The following is a 12,748-nucleotide window of genomic DNA, read 5'->3' as shown; positions in this document are numbered from 1 at the left end:
CCGTCCGTTTCTGCTCTGTTTCGGGCAGGATAGCGGATCGCGCCCCCGGGTCAATCGGCGCCCGACAGAAGACGGCCGGGAGGCGGTCAGCCCCCCGGCCAGATCGGTGTTCGCGGCGCGGGGGTTCCCCCGCCCGGAAGGTCAGTCGAGCAGCTTCGCGACGGCGCGCAGCTCGAATTTCTGGATCTTGCCGGTGGAGGTCTTCGGCAGGTCGGCGAAGACGATGCGCTTGGGCGTTTTGAACCCGGCGAGGCGCTCGCGGCAGAAGGCGATGATCTCCTTGTCGGTGACCGTGGCGCCGTCCTTGAGTTCGACGAAGGCGCAGGGCACCTCGCCCCATTTCTCGTCGGGCTTGGCCACCACCGAGCAGAGCGAGACGGCCGGATGCGCCGCGATCACGCCCTCGACCTCGACCGAGGAGACGTTCTCGCCGCCCGAGATGATGATGTCCTTCGCGCGGTCGGTGATCTTGATATAGCCGTCGGTGTGCATGAAGGCGATGTCGCCGGAACGGAACCAGCCGCCCTCGAAGGCCTCCTGCGTGGCCTGCACGTTCTTGAAATAGCCCTTCATCACCGAGTTGCCGCGCATCACGATCTCGCCCAGGTGGACGCCGTCGCGCGAGACCTCGTGGCCGCGGTCATGCACGGTGACGGTTTCCATCATCGGCATCAGCACGCCGGTGCGCGCCTTGATCGCGGCGCGTTCCTCGCCCTCGATGCCGGCCCATTCCGGTTTCCAGGTGCAGACGGTGGCGGGGCCGTAGACCTCGGTCAGGCCATAGACCTGGGTCACGTTGAAGCCGAGCGGCTCGATCGCGGCAAGGGTCGCGGCGGGCGGCGGGGCGCCGGCGGTGAAGACCTCGACGACATGGTCGAAGGGGCGGCGATCCTCTTCCTTGCAGTTGATGATCGTGTTGAGCACGATCGGCGCGCCGGCGAAATGGGTCACGCCCTCGTCGGCGATCGCGTCATAGATCGCCTTCGCGGTCACGTCGCGGCAGCAGACGGTGGTGCCGCCGAGCATCGGGATCATCCAGGGATGCGTCCAGCTGTTGCAGTGGAACAGCGGCACGATGGTGAGCAGCACCGGATATTGCCCCATCTGCCAGGAGATCGCGTTGCCCATCGTGGCAAGATAGGCGCCGCGGTGGTGATAGACGACGCCCTTCGGCTTGCCGGTGGTGCCCGAGGTGTAGTTGAGCGCGATGCTCTCCCATTCGTCCTGCGGCATGATCCAGTCGAACATCGGATCGCCCATCGCGACGAGTTCCTCGTATTCGAGGTAATGCCCGCCCGCCTTGAAGCCGTGCTCGGGGTCGCCGACTTCGATGATCTGCGGCGGGGTGCCGTGCATCTGCTTGATCGCCGCCTCGGCGAGTTTCAGGAACTGGGTGTCGACCAGCACCATCTTCGCTTCGGAATGTTCGAAGATATAGGAGACGGTGTCGACGTCGAGGCGGGTGTTGATCGCGTTCAGGATCGCGCCGCAGGCGGGCACGCCGAAATGCGCCTCGACCTGAGGGGCGGAGTTCGGCAGGATCGCGGCGACGACGTCACCCGGTTCGATCCCGCGCTCCTTCAGCGCCGAGGCGAGCTGGCTCACCCGGGCGTGGAACTCGACGTAATTGCGCCGGATCGAGCCGTAGACGACGGCGGTCCGCTCGGGAAACACCTCCAGCGCGCGGTTGAGATGCGAAAGCGGCGTCAGCGGCACGAAATTCGCGGCACACTTGTCCAGCCCGGTTTCATCGCGAAGCCAACCCATGGTACTCCCCCCTGATGGCTATGTCCTGTCCCGGCGATAATCGGCATCGGCGCGGGGAAAGAAAAGGGGGGGCGGGGACTTGTCACAAATGGTTTACGCTACGTCATCCGTGGCGATCCGGTCGCCGCGGCACTCGCCCGCGGGTTGTTATCGCTAACCCGGGGCGCGGCAGGGCAGGGCGGCGATCGGGGCTTCTGATCGGCGGGCCGCGGCGCTAGTCTTGCGCCATGATCGTGTCGCCGGGCCGCCGTTACATCTTCGTCCATATCCCGAAGACGGGGGGGACCGCGCTTGCGCTTGCGCTCGAGGCGCGGGCGATGGCCGATGACATCCTCGTCGGCGACACGCCGAAGGCCCAGCGCCGGCGGGGGCGGCTGAAGGAGGCGAAGACGGCGGGGCGGTTGTGGAAGCATTCCACCCTCGCCGAGGGGGTCGGGCTTTATACCGAGGCGCAGGCGCGCGACTGGTTCACCTTTGCGCTGGTGCGCAATCCCTGGGACCGGATGGTGAGCTATTATCACTGGCTGCGGGGGCAGAGTTTCGCGCATCCGGCGGTGACGCTGGCGAAGAACCTCGATTTTGCGGGGTTCCTCGCGCATCCGCAGACGCAGGCCTCGGTCGGTGGCGCGCCCTATGGCAGCTATCTGCGGCTTGGCGGGGCGGACGCGGCCTCCGCCTTCCTGCGGCTCGAGCATCTCGAGGAAGATGCCGCGCCGCTGGAGGCGCATCTGGGCTTTCGCGTCACGCCGTTGGCCCGGGCCAACGTTTCGGAGCGCGATCGCGACTGGCGGCGCTATTACGACGCGGCCTCCGCCGGGATCGTCGCCCGAATTTGCGCCGAAGACATCGCCCGCTTTCACTATTCTTTCTGAGAAATTTACCGACACCCGCCTGATTGCCGCGGGTGCGGGCAACAATGCGGGGCAGGCGGGAAGATCACGCGGTGCAGCGTGAACAGTGCCTTTTTTGCGCCGCAAACCTGCCGCCGAATCTTCCTTGGAATCACCCGAACTGGTCTCAAGGAAACGCCGGAACGCGAAGCGGCCGGGAGCGAAAGGGAAAAGCGATGTTCGGACTGAATACCCCCCGGCGTGCTGCGGAATGGGATGACGAGAGCGCCTTCGAAGGGTTCTTCGCGTCGCAACGGTTCGAACCCATTTCCGGCGCGGGCGAGTCCGAAGGCATCGTCGCCGGCACCCGGATCGCGACCGGCTTCGGCTGGCGCCCGGTCGAGGCGATCGCGGCGGGTGACATGGTGATGACCTTCGATCACGGTCTGCGCCCGGTCGTCGCGGTGAAGCGCACGCATCTCTTTGCCGGCCGCAACAGCTGCCCGCGCCACCTGATGCCGCTTGCGGTGCCGGCCGGCGCGCTGGGCAATGCCACGCCGATGCTGCTTTTGCCCGAGCAGAGCGTGCTCGTCGAAAGCGATCTCGCCGAGGCGGTCTTCGGCGACCCCTTCGCGCTGATCCCGGCCGCCGCGCTTGACGGGTATCGCGGCATCGCGCGGATCACCCCGCATCAGAAGGTCGAGATCGTCGTGCTGCAGTTCGACGAGGACGAGGTGATCTATGCCAATGGCACCGGCATGATCCATTGCGCTTCGGTCCATGGCATCGGCTTCGACACGATGATGGAGGAGGAAGGCACCTATTCGGTGCTGCCGCTCGACATGGCGCAGGCGATCGTCGCCTCGATGATCGACGCCGAGGCGCTCGGGGTCTGATCCGCGGATCACCCCTGCACGCGTGAAGCCCCACTCACGCGCAACGCCGGGCCAGTGGCCCGGCGTTCTTCTTTTGCCTCCGGCGGGAGTATTTTCGCCAAGAAGAAACCGGGGCTTCTTCTTGGTCCAAATACTCATGCCCGGGCCCGGGCCGGGCGATCAGGCCGCCTTGGCCGCCTGACCCGACCCGTAGCGGCCGTAGAAGGTTTCCCCCGTCGCGGCGAGATCGCGCAGCAGCGCCGGGGTCTCGAACCGGGCGCCGAAGCGGGTGGTGAGCTCGTCGCAGATCTCGACCGCGCGCGGGGCGCCGAGGATGTCGAGCCAGCTGAACGGGCCGCCGGACCAGGGCGCGAAGCCCCAGCCGAGGATCGCGCCGACGTCGCCCTCGCGGATGTCCTCGAGCACGCCCTGCTCAAACGCGCGCACCGCTTCCAGCACCTGCGCCATCAGCAGGCGATGCTGCACCTCGGCGAGATCGGGCTGTTCGGCGGCCTCGGGGTATTTGGGCGCAAGCCCGTCCCAGAACCCGCCGCGCTTGCCGGCCTCGTCGTAGGTGTAGAAGCCCGCCTTGTTCTTGCGACCAAGACGGCCCTGATCGGCCATCCAGAAGATCACCTCGTCGACGGCCTCGTCGGGATAGGCATCGCCCATCGCGGCCTTGGTCGCCTTCGCGATCTTCACGCCGAGGTCGATCGAGGTCTCGTCGACGAGCTGCAGGGGCCCGAGCGGCATGCCGACAAGCTTTGCCGCATTCTCGATCAGCGTCGGGCTGACGCCCTCGGCCAGCATCCGGATCCCCTCGTTGATATAGGGGATGATGCAGCGGTTGGCGTAGAAGAAGCGCGCGTCGTTGACGACGATTGGCGTCTTGCGGATCTGGCGCACGAAATCGAGCGCCTTCGCCACCGCGACCGGGCCGGTCTGTTCGCCCTTGATGATCTCGACCAGCAGCATCTTGTCGACGGGCGAGAAGAAGTGGATGCCGATGAACTGTTCGGGGCGTTTCGACGCCTTCGCCAGCATCGAGATCGGCAGCGTCGAGGTATTGGTGGCGAAGATCGCATCTTCGGGGATCACCGCCTCGGCCTGGGCGGTGACGCCGGCCTTGACCTTCGGATCCTCGAACACCGCCTCGACGATCAGATCGCAGCCGGCGAGCGCGGCGTAATCGGTCGTCGCGGTGATCTTCGCAAGCAGCGCTTCCTTCGCCTCCTCGGTCGTCTTCTTGCGGCTGATCGCCTTGTCCATCAGCCCGGTCGAGTAGCTCTTGCCGCGCTCGGCCGCCTCGATCGTGCTGTCGATCAGCACCACCTCGATGCCGGCCTTCGCCGAGACATAGGCGATGCCCGCGCCCATCATGCCAGCGCCGAGGATGCCCACCTTCTTCACCGTCTGATCGGCGACCTTCGGGCGGTTCGCGCCCTTTTCCAGCGCCTCCTTGTTGATGAAGAGCGAGCGGATCATCGCGGAGGATGAGGGGTTCAGCAGCAGGTTGGTGAACCAGCGCGCCTCGATCTTCAGCGCCTGGTCGAAGGGCACGAGCGCGCCTTCGTAGACCGCGGAAAGCAGCGCCTTCGCGGCGGGATAAACCCCCATCGTCTTGCCATGCACCATCGCGGAGGCGCCGACGAAGGTCATGAAGCCCGCGGGGTGATAGGGCGCGCCGCCGGGCATCTTGTAGCCCTTCGCATCCCAGGGTTTCACCAGATCCGCGTCCTTCGCGGCGAGCACCCAGGCGCGCGCCGCGGCCATCGGGTCATCGGAGACCTCGTCGACGATCCCCGCGGCCTTCGCCTTCATCGGGTCGGAAAGCTTGCCTTCGAGCAGGAAGGGCGCCGCCATCATCGCGCCCATCTTGCGCACGAGCCGCGTGGTGCCGCCGCCGCCCGGGAAGATGCCGACCATGATCTCGGGCAGGCCGATCTTCGCCTTCGGATTGTTGGCGGCGAAGATGCGATGGGTGGAAAGCGGCAGCTCGAGCCCGATGCCGAGCGCGGTGCCCGGCAGCACCGAAACGATCGGCTTGGCCCCCTTCAGCGTCTTCGGATCCATCCCCGCGCGTTCGATCTTGCGCAGCACGGCATGCATCTGCATCACGCCGGCGAAAATCGCCTCGGGCCCGCCCTCGCGCATCTTCGCGATGACGTTGAGGTCCATGCCGCCGGCGAAATCCTTCTTGCCGGAGGTGATGATCACGCCCTTCACGGCCGGATCGGCGAGGGCCTGGTCGATGAAGCCGTCGAGGGCGGCGAAACCCTCCATGCTCATCACGTTCATCGACTTTCCGGGCACGTCCCAGGTGATGATGGCGACGCCGTCGGCGCCGAGATCGTAGGTGAAATCAGTCATTTGTCTCTCCCCGGACTCAGACGCGTTCGATGATGGTGGCGGCGCCCATGCCGGACGCGATGCAAAGCGTGGCGAGGCCGGCGTTCAGATCGCGGCGTTCGAGCTCGTCGAGCAGCGTGCCGATGATGATCGCGCCGGTCGCGCCGAGCGGGTGGCCAAAGGCCATCGCGCCGCCGTTGACGTTGACCTTGTCGGGCGAGACGTCGAAGGCCTGCATGAAGCGCAGCACCACGGCGGCGAAGGCCTCGTTCACCTCGAAGAGGTCGAGATCCTTGATCGACATGCCGCTGTCTTTCAGGATTTTCTCGGTCACCGGGACGGGGCCGGTGAGCATGATCGTCGGATCGGTGCCGATCTTCGCGGTGGCGCGGATACGCGCGCGCGGCTTCAGCCCGTGGGCAATGCCGAATTCCTTCGAGCCGATCAGCACGGCGCCCGCGCCGTCGACGATGCCCGAAGAGTTGCCGGCGTGGTGGATGTGGTTGATGTGGTCGAGATGGGGATATTTCAGCATCGCCACCTTGTCGAAGCCCGGCATCACCTCGCCCATGTCCTTGAACGAGGGTTTCAGCGCGCCGAGGCTTTCCATCGTGGTCTGCGGGCGCATGAATTCGTCGTGGTCGAGGATGGTCAGGCCGCTCTGGTCCTTCACCGGCACGATCGACTTGGCGAAACGCTTCTCGGCCCAGGCCTCGGCGGCGCGGCGCTGGCTTTCGACGGCAAGCGCGTCGGCCTGCTCGCGGGTGAAGCCGTATTCGGTGGCGATGATGTCGGCCGAAATGCCCTGCGGCACGAAATAGGTCTTCATCGCAAGGCTCGGGTCGACCGCGATCGCGGCGCCGTCGGAGCCCATCGCGACGCGGCCCATCATCTCGACGCCGCCGGCGATATAGGCCTGGCCGGCGCCGCCCTTGATCTGGTTCGCGGCGAGGTTCACCGCCTCCATGCCGCTCGCGCAGAAGCGGTTGATCGCGAGGCCCGGGATCGATTCATCGAGATCCGAGAGCAGCACGGCGGAGCGCGCGAGGCAGCCGCCCTGTTCGCCGACCTGGGTGACGTTGCCCCAGATCACGTCCTCGACGGCGTGGCCCTCGAGCCCGTTGCGTTCCTTCACCGCGTTGAGCAGCCGCGCGGAGAGCGCGACCGAGGTCACTTCGTGCAGGCTGCCGTCGGCGCGGCCCTTGCCGCGGGGCGTGCGGCAGGCGTCATAGATATAGGCTTCGGTCATCTTTCCTCCTCAGGCCCGATCCGATGGATTGCCGGGCATCATCTCGTAAGGGTGTTTCCAGCCGGGCAGCGCGGAAATGCGGCTCAGCCAGGCGTCGATGGCAGGGGATTTCGCGCGCTCGAAGCCGAAGGGCTCGGGGTAGTAGAGATACCCGCAGCAGGCGAAATCGGCGAGGGAAGGGGCGGTGCCGACGATCCAGTCGCGCCCCGTCAGGTGATGTTCGAGCGTGGCGAGCGCGGTCTGCACCCGGCCCGAGAGCCAGCGGATCGCCTCGGCCGGGCGCTTTTCCAGCGGCACGAAATTCATCAGGAAGCGCAGGCTGCCCTGCTGACCGGAGCCCTTCTGCGCGTCCCAGAACAGCCAGCGCATCATCTCGGCGCGATCCTCGGCAAGGAATTTCCCGGTCTTTTCCGCGACATGGAGCTGGATCACGCAGCTTTGCGTCAGCGTCAGATCGCCTTCGGTGAAGACCGGCGCCTCGCCCATCTCGTTGATCGCGAGGAACTCGGGCGTCTTCGAGCCGCCGTGAAAGAAATCGACATAGACCGGCTCCCAGTCGTAGCCCGCGAGCGACATCGTCAGCGCAGCCTTGTAGGCATTGCCGGACTCGCCGAAGCAATAGAGTTTCGCCGTCATGTGGTCCTCCCAGATCCCGATTGCATATTGGCACGAATTGACGTGCGCGTAAGGCCCCTGCGGACGATGTGGCGCAACGTCATCGCACCGGGACGCTGCGTCCATCGTGGGGATTTGAGTATTTTTGCCAAGAAGAAGATAGCGCGTAAGGCAAAGTTAACCACGCCATGCGAGGCTGATTTCGCGGTACAGGCTGGAGAGCCGATGACCGCCCAAGGAGAAGTCGCCCCGGCCGCGTGTGAAGCTCTCACTGCGGGGCTGGACCGGCCTCCGGGGCCGGGGCGCGCCTTCTGTCTTCTTCTTGGTCCAAATACTCATGCGACGGCGCCGCAAGCGCCGCGCTCAGGCCTTGCGCGCCGCGAGCTCCGCCTTGAAGAGGCGCAGCCGCGCCACGAGGTTGTCGCGGTTGGTGACCGAGCCGAAATGCTCGAAAAGGAAGGTGAGCGCCTCGTCCGGGGTGATCTCGGCCTCCGCGGCGAAGCGGTGCAGGGTGCGATAGGCGTCGTTCGTGAGCGAAACCGGAAAGCGGCGGGTCAGGCGCAGGCGCTTGGGCATTACGGAACCTCGGGGGCTTGATGGCTGAGGACGGCCGCGGCGAGGGCGGGGTCGGTCGCGCGGTCGGGCAGCGCGCCGATGCCGGCAAGCCAGGGCACGCGCGATTGCACGCCCTCGTTCTCGAGCGGGGCGAAGGGGAAATCGAGGGTGAGGCAGCCGGCCATGATCTCGATCCCCTCGGCGTCGCGGTAATAAAGCGGCGTGCCGCAGGTCGGGCAGAAGCCGCGCCAGGCGAGGTTTGACGACGCCCATTCCGCGGGCCTGCCCTGCCAGCTGACGCGCCCGTTCGGCACCTTGTAGAGCGGCGCGAAGGCATTGCCGGTGGCGCGCTGGCACATCCGGCAATGGCACAGGCCGGGCTCGGCCGGCCCCGCCGAGATGGTGAAGCGCACCGCGCCGCACTGGCAGCCGCCGCGGGCCTCGGGGAAGTCGCGTTCATGCGGGTGCATCGGGGCCTCCGTTGCCGATCGCGCAAAGCCTATTGCGCGCGGGGCACGGATGCCAGCCCCTTGCGGCGGCCGGGGGCGAGGCCCTATGTCAGGCGCAGGGCCGTGCCGGCCCGGGAGACGGGCAATGCGCAATGCAGCGCTGGTGCTGGGCATCATCGGCGGGCTGATCGCCCTGATCGTGGGGTTTTTCGGCTATGGCTACACCGAGGTGGTGCGCGCCCATGCCGAGGTGGGCGACATGTTCGGGCGGGTCGAAGACCCCGGCCTGATCCGCTTCGCGAGCTTCCTTTCGCCGCTTCTGGCGATTGCCGGCGGGGCGATGGCGAAGATCCGCGCGCTCTGGGGCGGGGTGCTGATGCTCGCGGGCGGCGGGCTGATGTATTACGCCTTCGGCTTTGGCGTCTTCACGATGTTCCCGATCGGGTTCTGTCTGGTGGGCGGTTTGCTGGCGCTTGCCGCGGGCAAGCCGGATGAGCCGAAGGCGCATTTCTGAGGGGGGTGTCGCTTCGTCTCAGGGCGCCGCGGGCGCTTTCGGCGGGCGCGATGCCAGCAGGACTGCAAGGACCAGATCGCCGATCAGCAGCGCCAGGTGAATCCGGGCGTTTCCCTCGCCGTTGACAAAGCTTCCGGTGCGCAGGGCGATCGGGACGGTGATGAAAAGCCAATAGGCGAGCCAGGGCAGCCCATAGGCCAGCACGATGCCGAGGCGCAGGCGTTTCGCGGTGAAGAGGCTCATCACCGGAACGGATGCGGCGTAGATCAGGGCGGCGAGGAAGCAGAAGGCGACGAAGAGGAAGATGTCCTCGGGGCTTCCTGCGCCAAGGAGCGAGGACGTGTCGTTCCAGATCCGGGCCTGCAGCTCGTTGTTGAGCAAGGCGCCGAGGGTGACGACAAGGGACAGGATGATCCAGTGCCTCAGGCCAAGCGCGAGCCGGGGGGAAAGTCGGGTCATCGGAGTGCCTCGGGATGTGGTGCTCAGTCGTCGATGATCTCGAGTTTCATCCTGGCGCCATCCGGTGGCAAGCCGGATGAGCCGAAGGCGTATTTTTGAGGGTGGGCTAGAGCAAGGGCTCGTTGGTTCGGCGGGTGGAAGGGCCTGTGCCCTCCACGCATGTAATGAAATACGATTCTCCAGATCCCAATATTGAATCCATAATTGGATAGCCAATATTGACACGCCAAATTTGACGGGCCATCAGTCGTGCTAAGATATCGACATCAACTAAGGAGATTCTTATGCCCGCTGGTTCGCATCAAGGCTTTAAACTATCCGCCCTGACAAAGGTGAGTCAGTTCGACGATGTCACGGCAGATGACATTGAGGAGGCTCGCCAAAGCCTCTCACTCACCCCTTCCGAAATGGCTGAAGCCTTGGGTTGGTCTCCCAGGAAATATTCGCGCACCCTCAATGCGGCGCGGGACGAGGAAGTCGTCAGTCGTGACTTCGCACTCGCCGTCCGTGGGCTCATCGAAGTCTCAGGCGACCGCCATGGCAAGTTGCGACATTCTGTGGATGACGAGGCGTTTCTTAATGGAAAGACCTTCGAGCATATCTTCAGAAGGAATTGTGACGCCATCGGTGGCTGGAGCGCTGAAGTTGCCCCGCATTTGCTACGTCTCTTGGTCGAGCGAGTTGCACACGGCGGCGGCGTGATATCTTATGGTGAGACGGCCACGATGCTGGAGGAACGTGGGCTGACCCACCGCGTCTGGCCGCGCACCGCATATGGGCGGCCCCTCGGGTTGATCTGCAGGGCACTTCTCGATCTGGGCAAGCAGACTGAAGAGCGTATCCCGTTACTTTCGGTCATTGTAACGAAGGCGGGCGGCGACCCGGCCGAAGGGATAGATGGCCTTCTGAGGGACTATCTCAATCTCTATGAATTGGAGACCCTTAGAAAGAAGAAGCTCGCCGAGTTCAGACAAGATCGCAGCGCGCTGATCAATGAAATGCAACGCGAAGCTCTACGGTATAAGCACTGGTCGGGCGTCGTCCGGGCCCTCTTGGGGCGAGAGGGTTGATAGGCGTTAACTGATGGCTGCACCAGTTCCACCATGACCCTCGGCAATTCGCGCAGCGTCGACGTGCTTGTCTAAAGCCGTAAGCACCGAAGTGTTTTCAGCGCTATATCTATTAGTGAGACGCCTCTTGTCTGTCTCCCGTATTTCACTGTGGGGCCGCGAAACGCCATCCCCGAACCAAACGGCGCCCCTTAGGGCGCCGCTCTCATTTCCAGTCTGCTCGTTCTCAGAACTGCTCGACGTCGAGCGCCATCACCGGCTCGGCCCCGCTCTCGATGCGGGCGAGGTGCATCGCACAGGCGGGCAGCTGGCGCGCCATGTAGTAGCGCCCGGTCGCGATCTTGCCCTCGTAGAAGGCCTTGTCCGAGGCGCCGGCGTCGAGCGCGGCATGGGCCGCCGCGGCCATCCGCGTCCACATCAGGCCAAGGCAGACATGCCCCATCAGATGCATGAAGTCGTAGCTGCCCGAGAGCGCCGCGTTCGGGTTCTTCATGCCGTTCTGCATGAAGAACATCCCCGCCGCCTGCAGCTGCTTCGAGGCGGTCTTGAGCGCGTCGGTGAAGGGCTTCATCCGGTCGTCGGCGTCATGCGCCTTGCACTCGGCCTTCACCATCTCGAAGAAGGCCATCACATGCTTGCCGCCGTCCTGCGCGAGCTTGCGGCCCACCAGATCGAGCGCCTGCACGCCGTTCGCGCCCTCGTAGATCATCGTGATCCGGGCGTCGCGGGTGAATTGCGACATGCCCTGTTCCTCGATGTAGCCGTGGCCACCATAGACCTGCTGCGCGAGCACCGCGGTCTCGAAGCCCTTGTCGGTGAGGAAGCCCTTGATGACCGGGGTCATCAGCGAGATCAGCCCCTCGGCCGCGGCGTCATCGGCGAGATGCGCGCGGTCGATCAGCGAGGCGCCCCAGAAGGTGAAGGCGCGGGCGCCCTCGAGGAAGCTCTTCTGATCCATCAGCGAGCGGCGGATGTCGGGGTGCACGATCAGCGGATCGGCGGCGCCCGTGGGGTTGGCGACACCGGTCACGGCGCGGCCCTGCAGGCGGTCCTTCGCATAGGCGAGCGCGTTCTGATAGGCGGCCTCGCCCACGGCATAGCCCTGCAGGCCGACGCCCAGACGCGCCTCGTTCATCATCGTGAACATCGCGCGCATGCCCTTGTGCAGATCGCCAAGGAGCCAGCCGGTCGCACCGTCATAGTTCATCACGCAGGTCGAATTGCCGTGGATGCCCATCTTCTCTTCGAGCATGCCGACGGAGACCGGGTTGCGCGCGCCGAGCGAGCCATCCGCGTTCACCAGGAACTTCGGCACGATGAAGAGCGAGATCCCCTTCGTGCCCTCGCCGCCGCCGGGCGCCTTGGCAAGGACGAGGTGGATGATGTTCTCGGCCATGTCGTGATCGCCCGCCGAGATGAAGATCTTCTGGCCGGTGATCTTGTAGGAGCCGTCGTCCTGCGGTTCCGCCTTGGTGCGCAAGAGGCCCAGATCCGTGCCGCAATGCGGCTCGGTCAGATTCATCGTGCCGGTCCAGTCGCAGCTGACCATCTTCGGCAGATAGGTCGCCTTCTGCTCGGCGGTGCCATGGGCGTGGATCGCCGAATAGGCGCCATGGGTCAGGCCCTGATACATGTTGAAGGCCATGTTGGCCGAGACGAAGATCTCGCCCACCGCGCAGTTGAGCAGATAGGGCATGCCCTGACCGCCATACTCCGGGTCGCAGTCGAGCGCGGTCCAGCCGCCCTCCTTCATCGCTTCGAAGGCCTCCTTGAAGCCCTTCGGCGTGCGCACGATGCCGTTTTCGAGCACGCAGCCTTCCTTGTCGCCCACCGCGTTCAGCGGTTCGAGCACCTCGGAGGCCACCTTGCCGGCGGCGTCGAGCACCTGTTCGGTGAAGTCGCGTTCAAGGTCGTCGTAGCCGGGCAGCCCGGCCTCGGAAACCTTCAGAACCTCGTGCAGCAGGAACTGCATGTCGCGGGTATTGGCGGTATAGCTCGTCATAGTCCTCTCCCTTG

12 protein-coding genes are annotated in these 12,748 nt (G+C 65.3%); 4 read left to right on the top strand and 8 right to left on the bottom strand.

From position 1 onward, the window contains the following. Positions 1 to 141: 141 nt before the first annotated feature. A complete protein-coding gene (locus AB7U46_RS04265; RefSeq protein ID WP_428335693.1) occupies positions 142 to 1,767 on the bottom strand; it encodes an AMP-binding protein in 1,626 nt (541 codons plus the stop codon). 227 nt (positions 1,768 to 1,994) lie between these two features. Here AB7U46_RS04265 and AB7U46_RS04260 point away from each other — a divergent pair, with 227 nt between their 5' ends. Then, positions 1,995 to 2,639 (top strand): sulfotransferase family 2 domain-containing protein, encoded by a 645-nt coding sequence (locus tag AB7U46_RS04260; protein WP_428335692.1) that lies wholly within the window; start codon positions 1,995 to 1,997, stop codon positions 2,637 to 2,639. Between the two features lie 194 nt (positions 2,640 to 2,833). Continuing rightward, on the top strand, positions 2,834 to 3,493 hold the full coding sequence (locus AB7U46_RS04255; protein ID WP_428335691.1) for a Hint domain-containing protein: 660 nt from the start codon (positions 2,834 to 2,836) through the stop codon (positions 3,491 to 3,493). A gap of 159 nt (positions 3,494 to 3,652) precedes the next feature. On the opposite strand, the gene AB7U46_RS04250 is transcribed toward AB7U46_RS04255, so the two are convergent. The 5 genes from AB7U46_RS04250 to AB7U46_RS04230 form a co-directional block, all read right to left on the bottom strand. After that, positions 3,653 to 5,842: a 3-hydroxyacyl-CoA dehydrogenase NAD-binding domain-containing protein gene (locus AB7U46_RS04250; RefSeq protein ID WP_428335690.1), complete on the bottom strand. Its 2,190-nt coding sequence runs from the start codon at positions 5,840 to 5,842 to the stop codon at positions 3,653 to 3,655. Positions 5,843 to 5,858: 16 nt separating this feature from the next. Beyond that, complete coding sequence (locus tag AB7U46_RS04245) at positions 5,859 to 7,070, bottom strand: acetyl-CoA C-acetyltransferase (protein ID WP_428335689.1); 1,212 nt, start codon at positions 7,068 to 7,070, stop codon at positions 5,859 to 5,861. A gap of 9 nt (positions 7,071 to 7,079) precedes the next feature. Next, a complete protein-coding gene (locus tag AB7U46_RS04240) occupies positions 7,080 to 7,706 on the bottom strand; it encodes a glutathione S-transferase family protein (RefSeq protein ID WP_428335688.1) in 627 nt (208 codons plus the stop codon). A 342-nt stretch (positions 7,707 to 8,048) separates the two neighbouring features. Continuing rightward, positions 8,049 to 8,261 carry a hypothetical protein gene (locus AB7U46_RS04235; protein WP_428335687.1) on the bottom strand — a complete coding sequence of 71 codons (213 nt, stop codon included), beginning with the start codon at positions 8,259 to 8,261 and terminating at the stop codon, positions 8,049 to 8,051. Beyond that, entirely contained in the window at positions 8,261 to 8,710 is a 450-nt protein-coding gene (locus tag AB7U46_RS04230; RefSeq protein ID WP_428335686.1) for a GFA family protein, read from the bottom strand. The genes AB7U46_RS04235 and AB7U46_RS04230 overlap by 1 nt, the downstream gene beginning before the upstream one ends. A 124-nt stretch (positions 8,711 to 8,834) precedes the next feature. Between AB7U46_RS04230 and AB7U46_RS04225 the strand changes: the two genes are divergently transcribed. Then, entirely contained in the window at positions 8,835 to 9,203 is a 369-nt protein-coding gene (locus AB7U46_RS04225; RefSeq protein WP_428335685.1) for a hypothetical protein, read from the top strand. 18 nt (positions 9,204 to 9,221) lie between these two features. Here AB7U46_RS04225 and AB7U46_RS04220 read toward each other — a convergent pair whose 3' ends face one another. Next, positions 9,222 to 9,662, bottom strand: a complete 441-nt coding sequence (locus tag AB7U46_RS04220; protein ID WP_428335684.1) for a hypothetical protein — start codon at positions 9,660 to 9,662, stop codon at positions 9,222 to 9,224. 284 nt (positions 9,663 to 9,946) lie between these two features. Between AB7U46_RS04220 and AB7U46_RS04215 the strand changes: the two genes are divergently transcribed. After that, the gene (locus tag AB7U46_RS04215; RefSeq protein WP_428335683.1) at positions 9,947 to 10,732 is read left to right on the top strand and encodes a hypothetical protein; all 786 of its coding nucleotides are present in this window, start codon (positions 9,947 to 9,949) and stop codon (positions 10,730 to 10,732) included. Between the two features lie 226 nt (positions 10,733 to 10,958). On the opposite strand, the gene AB7U46_RS04210 is transcribed toward AB7U46_RS04215, so the two are convergent. Further along, a complete protein-coding gene (locus tag AB7U46_RS04210) occupies positions 10,959 to 12,734 on the bottom strand; it encodes an acyl-CoA dehydrogenase C-terminal domain-containing protein (RefSeq protein ID WP_428335682.1) in 1,776 nt (591 codons plus the stop codon). Positions 12,735 to 12,748 lie beyond the last annotated feature (14 nt).

This window comes from Paenirhodobacter sp. (genome assembly GCF_050177655.1).
In the GTDB taxonomy this organism is placed as follows: Bacteria; Pseudomonadota; Alphaproteobacteria; order Rhodobacterales; family Rhodobacteraceae; genus Rhodobacter.
This window is presented reverse-complemented; position numbering and strand designations above follow the sequence as displayed.